Source organism: Corynebacterium flavescens (assembly GCF_008693105.1).
Classification (GTDB): Bacteria; Actinomycetota; Actinomycetes; order Mycobacteriales; family Mycobacteriaceae; genus Corynebacterium; species Corynebacterium flavescens.
Genome location: NZ_VXKK01000018.1, coordinates 1 through 15,041 on the forward strand (window position 1 = coordinate 1; position 15,041 = coordinate 15,041).

The 15,041-nt window shown below is 60.1% G+C and carries 17 protein-coding genes and 1 pseudogene; 13 read left to right on the plus strand and 5 right to left on the minus strand.

The genetic code is table 11. From position 1 onward, the window contains the following. Window positions 1–169: 169 nt before the first annotated feature. Together F4V60_RS02170 and F4V60_RS02175 are read left to right on the plus strand one after the other, a co-directional pair. On the plus strand, window positions 170–733 hold the full coding sequence (locus F4V60_RS02170; RefSeq protein ID WP_075729121.1) for a hypothetical protein: 564 nt from the start codon (window positions 170–172) through the stop codon (window positions 731–733). A gap of 55 nt (window positions 734–788) precedes the next feature. Continuing rightward, window positions 789–1,316, plus strand: a complete 528-nt coding sequence (locus tag F4V60_RS02175) for a hypothetical protein (protein ID WP_075729122.1) — start codon at window positions 789–791, stop codon at window positions 1,314–1,316. 5 nt (window positions 1,317–1,321) lie between these two features. On the opposite strand, the gene dcuC is transcribed toward F4V60_RS02175, so the two are convergent. The 3 genes from dcuC to F4V60_RS02190 form a co-directional block, all read right to left on the minus strand. Then, a complete protein-coding gene (dcuC, locus tag F4V60_RS02180; protein WP_075729123.1) occupies window positions 1,322–2,815 on the minus strand; it encodes a C4-dicarboxylate transporter DcuC in 1,494 nt (497 codons plus the stop codon). Between the two features lie 187 nt (window positions 2,816–3,002). Continuing rightward, entirely contained in the window at window positions 3,003–3,461 is a 459-nt protein-coding gene (locus F4V60_RS02185) for a hypothetical protein (protein WP_075729124.1), read from the minus strand. After that, window positions 3,458–4,345, minus strand: coding sequence for a carbohydrate kinase family protein (locus tag F4V60_RS02190; RefSeq protein ID WP_075729125.1), 888 nt, complete (start codon window positions 4,343–4,345; stop codon window positions 3,458–3,460). The genes F4V60_RS02185 and F4V60_RS02190 overlap by 4 nt, the downstream gene beginning before the upstream one ends. A 21-nt stretch (window positions 4,346–4,366) precedes the next feature. Between F4V60_RS02190 and F4V60_RS02195 the strand changes: the two genes are divergently transcribed. The 6 genes and pseudogenes from F4V60_RS02195 to F4V60_RS02220 all read left to right on the plus strand — a co-directional run bounded on the left by F4V60_RS02195 (window position 4,367) and on the right by F4V60_RS02220 (window position 10,305). Further along, on the plus strand, window positions 4,367–5,734 hold the full coding sequence (locus F4V60_RS02195; RefSeq protein ID WP_075729126.1) for a glycoside hydrolase family 32 protein: 1,368 nt from the start codon (window positions 4,367–4,369) through the stop codon (window positions 5,732–5,734). Between the two features lie 122 nt (window positions 5,735–5,856). Continuing rightward, window positions 5,857–7,916, plus strand: a pseudogene (locus F4V60_RS02200) (sucrose-specific PTS transporter subunit IIBC). 207 nt (window positions 7,917–8,123) lie between these two features. Continuing rightward, the gene (gene rplN / locus F4V60_RS02205) at window positions 8,124–8,492 is read left to right on the plus strand and encodes a 50S ribosomal protein L14 (protein WP_075729127.1); all 369 of its coding nucleotides are present in this window, start codon (window positions 8,124–8,126) and stop codon (window positions 8,490–8,492) included. A 4-nt stretch (window positions 8,493–8,496) separates the two neighbouring features. After that, the gene (gene rplX, locus F4V60_RS02210) at window positions 8,497–8,811 is read left to right on the plus strand and encodes a 50S ribosomal protein L24 (protein ID WP_075729128.1); all 315 of its coding nucleotides are present in this window, start codon (window positions 8,497–8,499) and stop codon (window positions 8,809–8,811) included. Between the two features lie 2 nt (window positions 8,812–8,813). Continuing rightward, complete coding sequence (rplE, locus tag F4V60_RS02215) at window positions 8,814–9,365, plus strand: 50S ribosomal protein L5 (protein WP_075729129.1); 552 nt, start codon at window positions 8,814–8,816, stop codon at window positions 9,363–9,365. Between the two features lie 154 nt (window positions 9,366–9,519). Next, window positions 9,520–10,305, plus strand: coding sequence for a formate/nitrite transporter family protein (locus tag F4V60_RS02220; RefSeq protein WP_075729130.1), 786 nt, complete (start codon window positions 9,520–9,522; stop codon window positions 10,303–10,305). An 8-nt stretch (window positions 10,306–10,313) separates the two neighbouring features. Here the strand turns inward: F4V60_RS02220 and F4V60_RS02225 are convergent, their stop codons facing one another. Together F4V60_RS02225 and F4V60_RS02230 are read right to left on the minus strand one after the other, a co-directional pair. Continuing rightward, a complete protein-coding gene (locus F4V60_RS02225) occupies window positions 10,314–11,483 on the minus strand; it encodes an Nramp family divalent metal transporter (RefSeq protein WP_075729131.1) in 1,170 nt (389 codons plus the stop codon). A gap of 57 nt (window positions 11,484–11,540) precedes the next feature. After that, on the minus strand, window positions 11,541–12,404 hold the full coding sequence (locus tag F4V60_RS02230) for a formate dehydrogenase accessory sulfurtransferase FdhD (protein WP_075729132.1): 864 nt from the start codon (window positions 12,402–12,404) through the stop codon (window positions 11,541–11,543). 445 nt (window positions 12,405–12,849) lie between these two features. Here F4V60_RS02230 and rpsH point away from each other — a divergent pair, with 445 nt between their 5' ends. From rpsH to rpmD, 5 genes are read left to right on the plus strand one after another with little or no spacing between them, the layout of a single operon-like run. Beyond that, on the plus strand, window positions 12,850–13,233 hold the full coding sequence (rpsH, locus tag F4V60_RS02235; protein ID WP_075729133.1) for a 30S ribosomal protein S8: 384 nt from the start codon (window positions 12,850–12,852) through the stop codon (window positions 13,231–13,233). Window positions 13,234–13,247: 14 nt separating this feature from the next. After that, complete coding sequence (gene rplF, locus F4V60_RS02240) at window positions 13,248–13,784, plus strand: 50S ribosomal protein L6 (RefSeq protein WP_075729134.1); 537 nt, start codon at window positions 13,248–13,250, stop codon at window positions 13,782–13,784. Between the two features lie 3 nt (window positions 13,785–13,787). Next, entirely contained in the window at window positions 13,788–14,189 is a 402-nt protein-coding gene (gene rplR, locus F4V60_RS02245; RefSeq protein ID WP_075729135.1) for a 50S ribosomal protein L18, read from the plus strand. Window positions 14,190–14,229: 40 nt separating this feature from the next. Next, window positions 14,230–14,853: a 30S ribosomal protein S5 gene (gene rpsE, locus F4V60_RS02250; protein ID WP_075729136.1), complete on the plus strand. Its 624-nt coding sequence runs from the start codon at window positions 14,230–14,232 to the stop codon at window positions 14,851–14,853. Between the two features lie 2 nt (window positions 14,854–14,855). Then, the gene (rpmD, locus tag F4V60_RS02255; protein WP_035106576.1) at window positions 14,856–15,041 is read left to right on the plus strand and encodes a 50S ribosomal protein L30; all 186 of its coding nucleotides are present in this window, start codon (window positions 14,856–14,858) and stop codon (window positions 15,039–15,041) included.

Consider the following 15,041-nt stretch of genomic DNA (forward strand, 5'->3'; position numbering starts at 1 on the left):
CGATGTTTGACCTCACGGGCAACCGAACCCGGACGCGGTGATCGTCAACCGGGTCTTCGAGACGGCCTAACAACGCCCACACGCAGCGGCCATCAGGGAATGAGAAACTGAGTCTTCGCTGCTCTCCGCCCAACTTTGCAACAGCACCCTCTCTACAAAGGCCTTCCCAATGTCTCTGCGTTTACCCCCTGAATCGCGCTGCGTCCAAGTTCTTTCTCTCGTCCTAGCTTCGACCTTGTTCCTCAGTGCTTGCTCCAGGGATAAGGAACACGAATCCTCCATCCTTACTCCTGGCGAGACCACCACAGCCGCGGATCAGGGTGATGAAGACGCCGCCGCGGGCTCTGGGGCGGAGCAAGAGCAGCAAGCGGATACACTAGGTCAGGTACGCCAGGCCTACGCTGCGGTGCTGGACAACCCAGATTCATACACCTTTAACTACGAGACTCCTCCCAGTAGTTACTCGCTGGATAAGTATGAGTACACCATCGTTGAAGCTACAGGCGATGACCGTCCAGAATTGCTACTCAAGAAGTCCTACCGAGAGTTTTCTCCCGTCATCGTTGCGACGACCGCCTCTGATGACCCTGCGAGGGTAGTGACATCCAAGGATGTTCTCCTGGAAGGCGCGGCTGGCGCTGGAGGAACTCGGCTGAGAATCCCTTGGCAACCCTTCAGGGGATGGGCTGTTTCAGGCCGTATAGCATTCTATCCAGCCAGACAAACGGCTTGAGACCTTCACTCTGAAAGGGGACCATTTAGTTTCCGTTGCGGACCAGTCATTTTCGATGGATGGCATTGGCGAGTTTCCCGGCACCACCGAGCTCAATTGGCACGATAGCACTGACCGCTCCGGCGGCGGCCCGCGCCCAACCTTGGACTCGCAGCCTCAGGCGGCAGCCAATACTCCTTCCGGAAACACCGGTGGCACTGGCGGTTCTAGTGTCGTAGTTGATGGAGCCACGACTCGCATGACCGGCATAGTGCGCAAGAAATCTGGCACGGAAGTTCTGGACGGCTTACCGGCAAATGGTCTTGAATCTCAGCTCAACAATGAATTCTGGATTCTGGAGTTTACGCCTCGTCAAGATGTAGCCGCTCAATCACCTGGAAGTGGCGTTCACACCAAACAGACCTATGGCGCTTCTTTGGCATCTTCCACGAGTAACCAGAACAGGGTCTCCGAACTGGCAGCCTTGGAGGGAAATACCGCGACGGTGACTGTTTCGAACAAGTGGTTATGGTGGCAGTCCGACGCCAGCCTGCCAATGGGAACGGTGCGCATTGGCGGCGACTATCAGATTGCAGCGTCTTAGATTTTCTAGCTGATAAACAGGAAGGCAAAGAGCGTATTTGCTATGGTCGCGGCGACCATGGGCACGCTGGTGCGCTTGACTAGTTGCAGAGGGTTGACCTTGATAGCGCCGGCGACGATGAGGACGGCGGCGTTGACAGGGGAGACTTGGCGCATCAGGTTGGATGTTCCCCATATAGCGGTCAGCATTTGTGGCCCGTGGATGGAAGTCTCCGCGGCCAGGCTGGGGACTACCTCGGAGAAGGCGAAGTAGGGGGCGGTGCCCGAGCCCGTGAGGGCCGCCATCACTGCCGTGGCGAGGACGAAGATTAAGACGATGAAGACGGCGGCTCCGGAAGAGCCTTCGGTGGCGTCGATAAGCATGTCGATGACACCCATCTGTGTTACTCCCTCGACGAGAATGGCGGCGGCGATTAGAAGCGAGACCACGCCCGCAGCCCCTTCGCCCAAGCCTTTGAAGAAGCAGGATAGCGAGGAAATGGACTCACTTATACTGCGGTGGCGGATTATCTCGATGAGAAGCGCGATAAACAGAGAAACAACAGTCACCGGAAGAATGTCGGCTTCGAAAGAGATAATGCCAGCACGGTTGAGCACTGCGGAGACGACAATGAGCAGCAAGGGGAGCAGAGGCAGGAGCGCGTAGTAAGCGGGAAGACCTTCAGCCCGTTCCACCGCGCGGCGGGCAACAGCCTCAGATTCGCTTTCGTGATGCGGGGCAGGAGCAGCGTCCACGATTGGGTGAGATTCAGTGAGCACAGGACTATCTAGGGGCTCTGAATCAGCGGAAGCGTTGACGCCGGCGCTCACGGGGGATTGCTTGTGTTGGTCGGACTTGTCGCAGCGGCGTTGCCACCACATGTGGGCGGCGGCGGTGACGAGGAGCGCCGGGATAGTGGCCTTGGCCACGGAACCATAGACGTAGTTCGTCACGGATAGGCCGCTGAGCTCGGCGCCCTGGATGAGGCCCGCCTCCAATGGTGTGGGAATGATGGTGGAAGATGTCACCACGATGGCTGCCACCGTAAGGGGGCTCAAGCCGGCGGCGATGAGAGCGGGGAGAAGCGTGGCGACAAGGAGGAGGGAAAGCGCCGAGGCGGAGGGGATGACCAAGGAGAGCAATGAACCTATGAGGAAGCCCACCGGCACGAGCCAATAGCTACCATTAAATCGCTTGAGTGGTGAGGAGAGAATGACCACCGCCTTGGCATCGGCGCCGATGTGACGCATATAGGACACGAAGCCGAAAAGCACCATGATGGCCATGCCGATGCCGCTGAAGCGCGACTGGAATAGGGCCTCTATGACGAGGAGCTGGTCGTAGAAGGAATTGCCAGTGGCCTCAATGTCAGTGGTGCGCATGTCGGCGCGTCCGGTCAGGGCGGCGAGCATGAGGAGGATGACGCCGACGGAGAAAATGGCGGCGGCAGCGTGGACCTTTTTATAGATGAGCCAGGCAACTGCGACTATGGCAGCGATAGCTATCAGGAGATACAGCATCGCGAGAGGATCCTTCGCTAGAAAGCGGCGCGCGACCGAGATCTATGAGTGCAAAAGGGGCCGCAACGCTGGGCCAATAAGAAAGAGGTTATAACCTCTTAGCTTCAGGATAACACCGGCGCGGGGCAGGCCGCGCGCCCACAGCATATAAAAATGGTGTGATTAATCTCTGCCGAAAATGGGGCTGCTAACGGGGCTGCTGCCGGGGGTCGCGCCGCGGCCGCCGCCGAGGGCGGGGAGAGGGCTCTGGAGCTGCGGGGCTGCGCAGATCGAGGGCGGCGATGGCGATGACGAAGAGGCTGACTACTGCTCCCACGGAGAGGGCGAAGGTGCCGATGCGGAAAGGGGTGGCGCCCACGCTGGTGATATTGCTGTAGATGTAGATCCACACTGCCCAGCCGATGATCTGGGCGAGAGCCCCCAGTCCGGAGAGAATCCTCAGTCCGCGGCTGCGGGCCTGGGCCGGGGCAAAGAAATGGCGGGCGCAATCAACGAGCACTGCCAGGCTTAATGCGATACCAATGGTGCCAGAAAGGCGCACGGGAACGAGCGCGCTTCCGCCCAGGACCACGGGCAGGATGAAAGAGACGAATACGAAAAAGAACAGGATTACGTGGACTACGAGCGTGCGGACGGGGTACCTCATGCTTGGAAGGCCTCCACTTCGGCACGTGTAGGAGGCTGCGCGCCAGTGCGCGAGACGGTAATCGCGGCAGCTTTGGCGGCGAATTCCAGAATCTTCTGCCAGTCATATTGGCTCAGGCGCTCCAGGGCATCGCGGTCGAGACCGCGTTCGTCGATGGTGGTGAGCAAGGCACCGAGGACGGCATCGCCGGCCCCGATGGTATCGGCCATTTCCACGGGGTAGGCGGGCAGTTGGAAGTCTGTCGTCCCAGCGACCACGCGTAGGCCGGCGCCGCCATCGGTGATAACCATGATCGGTACCTTCTTCAAGGCCGCTGGGCCGAGGAACTCCACCTCGTCGACGGAGAGCTTGAGCAAGGTGACGTAGGGAAGCAGCTCCTGCAGGAAGGCGCGATGGGTTTCGGTGGCATAGAAGGGGCGAATATTGGGATCAAGGGCTACGAGGGTGCCCTGGTGGGCGAACTCTCTGAGAAGGTTGGCGTAGCGCGAAGCCCCGGGCTCAAGGGCCAGGGATACGGTGCCGAAGCAGGCGATGTCGGCAGGGGCCAGGCGTGGTGCCACCAGGCGGTCGGCGGTGCCTTCCGTGTAGAAGGTATAGGAGGCAGAACCGTCGGGGTCGATGGTGGTTACCGCGAGAGTGGTGGGCTCGTCACCGCGCTGTACCCAGGTGGTGTCGATGCCTTCCCTTTCCAGGGCGGCGACGAGTTCGCGTCCGAAGCCGTCGGTGGAAAGCCGCGATTGAAAGGCGACATCCGCGCCGAGGCGTGCGGCCGCAATGGCCACGTTGAAAGGGCCACCGCCGAGCGCGGGGGTGAGGTCGTTGAGGCTACCCGGGGCGACCGGCACGAGATCGACTACACCTTCGCCGCACACATGAATCGTCATAAATTCCATAGTATCGGGACTGTGTCCAAAGAATCGACGCAACAAGCAAACCAACGCTTAAACTATCGGCCAAACTTTCACCTCTCCCCGCCGCAGGGCCGGCTCAATGATCCCAACGGGATCTTCCTCGAAGGCGATACGCTGCACACCTACTACCAACACGACCCGGGGTTCCCGCATGCGCCCAAGCGCACCGGCTGGGGTCATGCCACCACCAGTTTGAGTAGTGCGCGTCCGTGGACGCACCACCCGGATGCGCTCTACCCGGACCTGCCCTATGACAAAGACGGCTGCTATTCAGGGGGAGCAGCGTTGGAAGAAGGGGAGGTTTGGCTCTTCTATACGGGAAACCTTAAACAGGAAGGCCGGCGCATCCCCTCCCAGAATCGGGTCCGTGCACTGGATCCCGCAGGCCCGGAGGGCGGCTTCTACCAGCGGGATCCGGGCAATCCTTTGATCCCAGATGCGCCTGAGGGCTACACCGGGCACTTTAGGGACCCGCACCTGAGCCGTATAGAGGGCGGATGGCGCATGGTGCTGGGCGTGCAGACACAGCAGGAGGCTGGCACTGTTGTGCTCTATCACTCCCCGGATCTTGAGCGCTGGGATCTGGAAGGGGAAATGCGCTTCGATCTATCCGCCGCGCGCCCCGGACTTAGCCCGGATCTGCTTCCCGGCGGCTACATGTGGGAGTGTCCTAACCTCCTGACCTTAAAGGATAAGGCGACGGGTAAGGACAAAAACGTCCTCATCTTCTGCCCACAGGGATTGGAGCGCCGCGACATCGACGGGCAGACCCACTATGCTTCCTCTGATCAGTGTGGCTACATCGTCGGCCACCTCGAGGGCACGGTGTTCCATGTCGAGCGCGGCTTTAGCGAGCTCGACTATGGGCACGAGTTCTATGCGCCGCAGGCGGTGGAGGTGGGCAATGGCGAGGCCCTGCTTTTGGCTTGGGTCGGCCTGCCCGCGCAGGATGAGGCACCGACCCTCGAGCAAGGCTGGGTGCATTGTTTGAGCTTGCCGCGCCGGGTTTGGCTGGAGGGAGGCCGGCTGCGTCAGTTGCCTTGGTGGGAGGAGGTGCCAGAGATTAACACGGGAGCCCGAGAGGGCTTCGGTTCCACGGTGGTGGCGGAGTCCGAGACTGCTGGTGCCTTCGCGCTTGTCGACGACGCTGGGAACGACGTCCTTCTCGTCGAGTCGGGCGGGGGAGTAGTGCGCATCACCCGTGGTCAAGGCACACGATGCATCGCGTGTGCGGATCCCCAGCTGCGCCTTATCGCAGACGGCAGCGTGGCGGAGATCTTCGCGGCGGGAGGTGACATCAGCGCCGCCGTGGCCGTCTACGGCGAGGACAGGTGCCGGTGGAGGGGATGGGAGCGGCGCTAAGTAGGTCACACTTAGAACAAGAAATGGCCCAGACCTAGCCAAGCCATATATGCCTTGTGTCTAATAGAGCGTATGTAGTTTGTTTTCCTACGAAGCTCTTATCGTTTAGGCAGGGAGAAGACATAACGGACCATAGGGAAGTCGCCGTCCGCACGCTTAAGGCGTTGGGCGGTGAGGATAATATCGTGGGCTTGGCGCATTGCGCTACCCGCCTGCGTTTGGTGCTCAAGGATTCAAAAAGGTCGATACCAAGGCCCTCGAAGCCGATCCGGATCTCAAAGGCATCTTTGAGGCCGGCGGCATGTTTCAGGTCATCGTCGGCCCCGGAGACGTGAACCACGTCTTCGAGGAGATCAACAAGATGACCTCGAAGGACATCGCGGTATCGACGGACAAGCTCAAGGACATCGCCGCCAATTCCGGAAACTGGTTCTCCCGCGCCATCAAGGTCTTGGCTGACATCTTCGTCCCGCTGATCCCGATCCTGGTTGGTGGCGGTCTGTTGATGGCGCTCAACAACGTCTTGACCGCACAAGGGCTCTTTGGCGCCCAGTCAATCATCGCGCGCGTTCCTGCCTTGGGGGATGTAGCCGGGCTCATTAACCTCTTGGCTTCTGCGCCCTTTGCCTTCCTGCCCGTGTTGGTGGGCTTTACCGCTACGAAGCGCTTTGGCGGCAATGCGTTCTTAGGCGCCGGCGTGGCAATGGCGATGGTTATGCCTAGCTTGGTTAATGGCTATGACGTGGCTCAAACCATCGAGGCCGGCGACATGACCTACTGGAATATCTTCGGGTTGGACGTGGCGCAGGCCGGCTATCAGGGATCCATCCTGCCCACCCTGGTCATCTCGTGGATTCTGGCCACGATTGAGAAGTTCTTCCACAGGCACTTCAAGGGCACCGTGGACTTCATGCTCACCCCGCTGCTGACGCTGCTCATCACCGGCTTCATTACCTTCGTGGCCATTGGCCCGGTGCTGCGCACGGCCGGCGAATGGCTGGGTCTGGGCCTGGCCAACCTCTATGAGTTCGCGGGTCCCGTCGGCGGATTCCTCTTCGGCTTGGTGTACTCGCCGATTGTTATCACCGGCCTGCACCAATCCTTCCCACCCATCGAGTTCATGCTGTGGGAACATGGCGGTTCCTTCATCTTTGCCACGGCCTCGATGGCAAATATCGCCCAGGGCGGCGTCGCTCTGGCCGTCTACTTCCTGGCTAAGAGCGAGAAGCTCAAGGGTCTTTCTGGTGCCTCGGGCGTCTCCGCCCTCTTTGGAATTACCGAGCCGGCTATCTTCGGTGTCAACCTGCGTCTGCGCTGGCCCTTCTTCATCGGCATGGGTGCCTCCGCTGTGGCCTCCATGCTGGTGGCAATCCTCGACGTTAAGGCCACTGCTCTCGGCGCGGCCGGGTTCATTGGCTTCGTCTCCATGCGCCCGACCGATATTCCTAACTTCTTCATCTGCGCCATCGTCTCGCTGGCCATCTCCTTCACGGGCGCCTACTTCTACGGCCGGTACATGATTTCCAAGAACGGTTCCATTGATCCAGATGAGGTGGGGGCCGCCCCCGCGGACTCCGCTGAGGCTGGAGCCGCAGGATCTGGTGAGTTCATAGAGCCTGCGCCCGATGCCTTTGTCATCTCCTCGCCGCTGGAAGGCAAGGCCATTCCGCTCTCCGAGGTCTCAGACCCCATGTTCGCGGCCGGGAAGCTGGGTGACGGTGTGGCCGTTGAGCCCACCGTGGGCAAGCTCGTGGCACCTATCGACGGCAAGGTGACGGTGACCTTCCCCTCCAAGCATGCCTAAGCCATCCGCGGTGAGGATGCGCACGGCAATCCCGTTGACGTGCTCATGCACATTGGTTTCGACACGGTCAACCTGAAGGGGCAGTACTTCACCTCGGCGATCAGCAAGAATGACATCATCTGCCGTGGCCAGGTGCTAGCCGAGTTCGACATCGATGGCATCAAGAAAGCCGGCTACTCCGTAACCACGCCGGTGGTCATCTCCAACTCCAAGAAGACCGGAAGGGTTTTGCCTGGACATGACTTCAAAGCAGGGGAGGAGATCGACTTCTCCCAGGAGCTCATGTGCGTTGATCCGCGCGTTGAGGAGGAGAAGCCTGGAAAGGACTCGGGGACGGAAGTAGATAAGGATATAGAAAAGGAAAAGGACCCCGTTTAGGAATTTGGAGAGCAGGTCCACGCTGTGGTTGAATGGCAGAGTTGCATTTAGCCGGTCGCTGTATGCGGTGCGTTTCCGAACCACAGCTTCGACCCACCCTCGACCTCGTTTCGGGGACGTTGTAGTGCTAGTGCCACTTAAAGCAATAAGACCAGGTGCGTCAAGGCCGGAAATCTTACGCACATAATCCAGGTCAGGAGACCCACAGTGATTCAGCAAGAATCGCGTCTGCGCGTCGCCGACAACTCTGGTGCACGGGAAATCCTGTGCATCCGTGTCCTCGGCGGCTCGATCCGACGTTTCGCTGGCATTGGTGACGTCATCGTCGCCACTGTCAAGGATGCCGTCCCCGGCGGCAACGTGAAGGAGGGTGACGTCGTCAAGGCTGTCATCGTCCGCGCCAAGAAGGAATCCCGTCGTCCGGACGGTTCCTACATTCGCTTCGATGAGAACGCTGCTGTTCTCCTCAAGGGCGACAACGAGCCTCGTGGTACCCGTATTTTCGGACCAGTCGCTCGCGAGCTTCGTGACAAGAAGTTCATGAAGATCGTTTCTCTCGCTCCGGAGGTGATCTAATCTTATGAAGATTCATAAGGGAGATATGGTGATTGTCATTTCGGGCCCCGATAAGGGCGCGAAGGGCAAGGTCATCGAAGCATATCCAAAGCGCGATAAGGTCCTCGTTGAGGGCGTAAACCGCGTCAAGAAGCACGTTGCAAACTCCGCTACCGAGCGTGGCGCCGAGTCCGGTGGAATCGTCACCCAGGAAGCTCCAATCCACGTTTCTAACGTTGCGATTGTTGATTCCGAGGGTAACCCGACCCGCGTGGGCTACCGCTTTGACGACAACGGCAAGAAAGTCCGTGTCGCGCGTAGCAACGGGAAGGACATCTAATCATGAGCGAGAACTACACCCCGCGTCTTAAGACTCGCTACCGCGAGGAAATCAAGAAGACCCTCAATGACGAGTTCAACTACGACAACGTCATGCAGATCCCCTCCGTCACCAAGGTTGTTGTCAACATGGGTGTCGGCGAGGCTGCTCGCGACTCGAAGCTCATCAACGGCGCTCTGGCGGATCTGACCGCGATTACCGGTCAGAAGCCTCAGCTGCGTCGCGCACGCAAGTCGATCGCTAACTTCAAGCTGCGCGAGGGCATGCCCATCGGTGCACGCGTTACCCTGCGCGGCGACCGCATGTGGGAGTTCCTCGACCGCCTGCTGACCATCGCCCTGCCGCGTATCCGTGACTTCCGTGGTCTTTCGGATCAGCAGTTCGACGGCAATGGTAACTACACCTTCGGCCTTTCCGAGCAGTCCATGTTCTACGAGATCGACATCGACCAGATTGACCGCCCCCGTGGTATGGACATCACCGTCGTTACCACCGCTACCAATGACGATGAAGGCCGCCGCCTCCTCAAGGAGCTTGGCTTCCCGTTCAAGTAAAAGCGGAACTAGTACAAGAAGTCCCAGTTTCTCTCTCCCCTTAGCCATGTGGCTGGGGGAGAAAGAGGCTGGGACTTTTTGCTGTCTTTGGCAGTGAGGATTGGGCCTAACAGGTAGCGTTGATGAAGGTTAGTGCTCGAGAAGAAGGACGCGAATGGCTCTCAACGATTCGATTGCTGCTGCGGTTAAGAAGAAGACCCAGCTGCTGGAAACATCACCATCGCGTTTCGCGGTTCGCGCCATTCTTGCCGGCGCATATCTCACGCTGGGAACGGCATTTGCCGGCGTGGTTGGAAACGCCGTCGACAAGCACGTGCCCGGCCTAGGCGCGCCCGTGTTTGCGCTGCTCTTCGGTATCGGACTCTTTGCCATTGTCATCCTTGGCGCAGAGCTGGCCACCAGCAACATGATGTACATGGTCTACGGCGTGGTGCAAAGGCGCGTGGGCTGGGGCAAAGGCCTGTGGCTGCTGGTGGTATCCACGGTGTTTAACCTTGTGGGGGCGGCCCTCGTGGCGTTGGCGCTGGGGTACTCGGCCAAGATGGGGCACATGGACCCCAGCCACTTGCTTGCCACCATTGTGGAAGGCAAGCTAAACAAGAGCACGGGCGGGCTTCTTATAGAGGCCCTCCTGGCAAACTTCGTGGTGAACATGGCCATTGTTGGAGCTCTATTTGCCAAGGACCTGGGGTCAAAGTTCCTCGTCATCGTTCCCATCATCGCTATATTCGTGGGGCTGAGCCTCGAGCACGTGGTAGCGAATTTCTGCCTGATGCTGTTGGTGCTATTTGCGAGTGACCCGCTCCCGGCAGCCATGACGTTGGGCGCCGTGGCCGAAAACTGGGTTATGGTGTGGCTAGGAAACCTGATTGGTGGGGGAGTGCTGATGGGCGGGGTCTATGCCTGGCTCAACCAGGGCCCCGGCGAATACCGGGACTGATTGCAGGACTAAAACAGCGCGATAACCAGGGCGATGTTGAGCGCGACGATGGCCGTGGACAAGACCACGGCGATGGCGCGCGATCCCCAGCCGGCGGCGAATTCTCCCATGATGGCCGGGGAGCTGACGTAGCGCATCAGCGGGATGAGCGCGAAAGGAATGCCGAGGGACAAGATGGCCTGGCTGAGCACAAGAGCGGTCGAGGGCTCGACTCCCGTCGCGATGATGCCGATTGCGGGAACCAGGGTGATGGCGCGGCGCGCGAGAAGCGGGATGCGCGTGTGCAAGAGGCCAGCCATGATCTCAGAGCCGGCGTAGGTGCCCACGGAGGTCGAGGCGAGGCCGCTGGCGAATAAGCCCAGGGCGAAAAGCCCCGCGACGGTGGTGCCGAGGTTCTCCAGGATTGCCGCATGTGCCCCGGCGATGGTGTCCGTTCCCGGCACGCCCGCGAGGCTGGAGGCGGCAACAAGCAGGAGGCCGATATTGACCACCCCGGCCGCAGTTAGGGCGACGATGATGCTGCTGCGGGTTTGTTTGAGCAGGTCCTTGACGTTTCCCTCCCCGGTGTCCTTCACCAGCGAGGAATGAAGGTAGATAGCATGGGGCATAACAGTTGCGCCCAGCATGGAGGCGGTCAGGATGACGGCCTCGCGGTTTTCAAGCCGCGGGACTAAGCCCTGGATGGTTTGGCCGGCGGAAGGCGGATCGACGAAGAGTCCGGCGAGAAAACCAGCGCAGATCATGATGAGCAGGCCGACGATGACGCGCTCGAAAGCCCTGCGTCCTCGCTGGAAGGCTAGGAGCCCCATGGAGATCGCCCCGGTGATGAGGGCGCCTAGGAGGAGGGGGACATCGAAAAGCAGGTTGAGTGCAATGGCGCCGCCGATGACCTCCGCGAGATCTGTCGCGGCCGCCACGACTTCCGCCTGCACCCAAAAGGAGAGCCTCGTTGGGGTACGCAGACGCTGACCAAGCACCTCAGGAAGAGACTTTCCCGTGACAATTCCCAGCTTTGCCGATTGATATTGGATAAACATCGCCATGATGTTGGCGGCCACCAACACCCACACCAGCGTGTAACCAAATTGCGCGCCGGCCGAGATATTCGCCGCCACATTGCCCGGATCCACGTAGGCAATAGAGGCCACGAAGGCCGGGCCGAGCATCATCCACCGCATTACTTAAGGTGCCTTTCTATGTTGTTTTAACGATAGACATGATAGTTGCGGCCTTATCTATGGGCGCAATTCCCCCGCATAGAGGCTGAAGTCTTGCTCGCTAGCGCGGCCCACGAGGACGATGCCTGCCGCGCGGGCGGCGTCGACGGCCTGGGAGGAGGGCACCTCGGCGGAGATGACCGCGCTAAAGCCGACTAAGGCGGCTAGGCGGATGGTGGCGAAGTCAGGGGTGTAGCTGAGGGCGAGGACCAGCTTCGAGGCCGGGAGCTTCGCGTCAAGTAGGAGTGCGCCCACCACCTGGGGTACGCAATTGCCGGCGGTGATGTCCTCGCGCAACACTACGGGGTTACCTTCTTCGTCGCAGGCAGCGGCAGCGTGGGTGCCGCCGGTCTTGTGGAAGAGCCTGCGGCCCTTGTGCAGGCCTACAATCGTGGCGCCGATAAGAAGGGGATCTACCGAGTAAGCCCGCTGAGCATTGGTCTGGTGCAGTTCTAATTCCGCCTGCAGCTGCGCTATGGGTGCAGCCGCGCTTGGCGAAGCCGCGCAGTCCGAACCCCGGCCCGAGCCAGGTTCAGGGTTGGCAGCGGCGGTTGTCGGGGCGAATGCGAGCTGGGGGCGGCGGGTGAGCGATAGATCAAGGCGATTGTAGGCATTGGTGCCGGTGGCGTCGGCTCCCGCGCAATAGCGGGCGGTGTCGACGTCGCCCGCGCGGCGGATGAGCCCGCGGGAGAAAAGCAAGCCGTGGGCAAGGTCGATATCATGCCCGGGGGTGCGCGCCACTGTGGCGAGGACTGCGCCGTCAAGGCGGACCTCGAGGGTTTCCTCGCCCGGAACTATTCCGGCCCGGGTATCGACCTGGGTGATGCGGTCATCGGCGAGGTGAACTGTGGTCACGGCAAAGGAAGAACTCAAGCGGCTCATCAGAACACGCGCCCTACGGGAAGCGTGCCGCATTGGCTGCAGATGATTGTGTCTGGGGCAGTGCGAAGGAAACTCACATTCATGCAGGCTACCGTAGTGACCCGCTTGAGCAATGCGCGAGCCCAGGGATTTGATTAAGCAGGGGCTTTGATAGTAAAGTGGCTGGTCGGACTTGGCTGCAGGCTGAGGGGCGCTTGAATTAGGGCCCCTGGCTGCTTAAAGCCTTGCTCTGACTCAAGAATTTACATCATCAACTTTGTTGTAGGCCCCTCGCCGCATGTAGCGGACCGTTGTCTGTATCAAAGGGTGGCGAGCGCCTCGTGGTATTGACCGCGGGGAGCGTGAGTAGCCCGAAATCACACGGAAAACGCTTAGGTGAGAGCGCACGCTCATGGCGTCGCGTTGTGTGGGAACCGCAGCAAGAAAGGTATACGGTCACCTAACCATGACCATGACTGATCCTATCGCCGACATGTTGTCGCGCGTGCGCAACGCAAACCATGCGCACCACGACACCGTGTCGATGCCGACCTCCAAGATCAAGGTGAACATCGCCGAGATCCTGAAGCAGGAAGGCTACATTGCGAACTACTCTGTCGAGGGCCACAACCTGGTTCTCGAGCTCAAGTACAACAACCGTGAGCGTTCGTTGTCGGGTCTTCGCCGCGTTTCGAAGCCGGGCCTGCGTGTGTACACCAAGTCGACCGAACTGCCCAAGGTCCTCGGCGGCCTGGGCGTGGCTATCATTTCCACGTCCCAGGGACTGCTGACCGACCGTCAGGCTCAGGAGAAGGGCGTAGGCGGAGAAGTTCTCGCCTACGTCTGGTAAGGGAGGATTGACACATGTCACGTATCGGTCTAGCACCAATCGCCGTACCATCCGGCGTCGAAATCAAGATCAATGGCTCCGAGGTCGAGGTCAAGGGTTCCAAGGGAACTCAAACCGTCGTGCTTCCTGAGCCGATCACCGCAGCAGTCGAGGACGGCGAAATCAAGGTCGCCCGCCCCGACGAGAACCGCAAGAACCGCGCTCTGCACGGTCTTTCTCGCTCGCTGATCAACAATGCTGTTGTTGGCGTCTCTGAGGGCTACACCATCAAGATGGAAATCTTCGGTGTTGGCTACCGCGTTCAGCTCAAGGGCAAGAACCTCGAGTTCGCTCTGGGGTACTCCCACCCGGTCCTCATTGAGGCTCCGGAAGGAATCACCTTCGCTGTCGACGGAGCAACCAAGCTCTCCGTTTCTGGAATCAACAAGCAGCAAGTCGGACAGATCGCCGCTAACATCCGTCGTCTGCGTAAGGATGATCCTTACAAGGGCAAGGGCATTCGTTACGATGGCGAGCAGATCCGTCGCAAGGTCGGAAAGACGGGTAAGTAAGCAATGGCTAACACTGAAAACACTAAGCGCACCCCAATCGGCAAGGACATCTCGTCCCGTCGTCGCGAAGCACGCGCCCGCCGTCACTTCCGCATCCGCAAGACGCTGCGCGGCACCCCAGAGGCACCGCGTCTGGTCATGCACCGTACCTCGCGCCACGTCCACGTACAGGTCATCGACGACTTGGCAGGCCACACCCTGGTCTCCGCTTCGTCCATGGAAGCTGACGTGCGCGCCATCGAGGGCGACAAGAAGGCCAAGGCCGCCAAGGTAGGTGCTCTCATCGCAGAGCGCGCCAAGGCAGCTGGCATCGAGAAGGTCGTCTTCGACCGCGCAGGCTACAAGTACCACGGGCGTGTTGCCGCACTGGCAGAGGCCGCACGCGAAGGTGGTCTGAAGTTCTAATGATCATCGCAAACGGAAACATCAACGGAAGGAACGCCTAATGTCGGACCGTGAACAGCGTGACGGCGGACGCTCCGCCGATAACAAGAGCGGCGGAAACAACCGTCGCAACGATCGTCGTAACGATCGCCGCAACCAGGACAACGAGCGCGATAAGTACATCGAGCGCGTAGTCACCATCAACCGCGTCTCCAAGACCGTCAAGGGTGGACGCAACATGTCCTTCACCGCCCTCGTGGTCGTCGGTGACGGTCAGGGAATGGTCGGCGTCGGCTACGGCAAGGCCAAAGAGGTCCCGGCCGCAATCCAGAAGGGCGCAGAAGAGGCTCGCAAGAACTTCTTCCGCGTGCCGATGATTGCTGGCACCATTACCCACCCCGTAGAGGGTCGCGACGCAGCTGGCATCGTCATGATGAAGCCGGCCGCTCCTGGTACTGGTGTTATCGCCGGTGGCGCTGCCCGCCCCGTGCTTGAGTGTGCAGGCGTGCAGGACATCCTGTCGAAGTCCCTCGGCTCCGACAACGCTCTCAACGTCGTCCGCGCTACAGTGGACGGCCTCAAGCAGCTGGTTCGCCCCGAAGAGGTTGCCGCTCGTCGTGGCAAGACCGTCGAAGAGGTTACCCCGGCCCGTATGCTGCGCAAGCGCGCAGGTCAGGAGGCATAACAATGGCTCTGAAGATTACTCAGGTTAAGGGCCTTGTGGGCACCAAGCCGAATCACCGCGCCAACATCGAGGCCCTCGGCCTCAAGCGTATCGGACAGTCTGTTATCAAGCAGGACACCCCGATCGTGCGCGGAATGGTTCAGAAGGTGCGTCACCTGGTCACAGTCGAAGAAGTGGCAGGGGAGTAA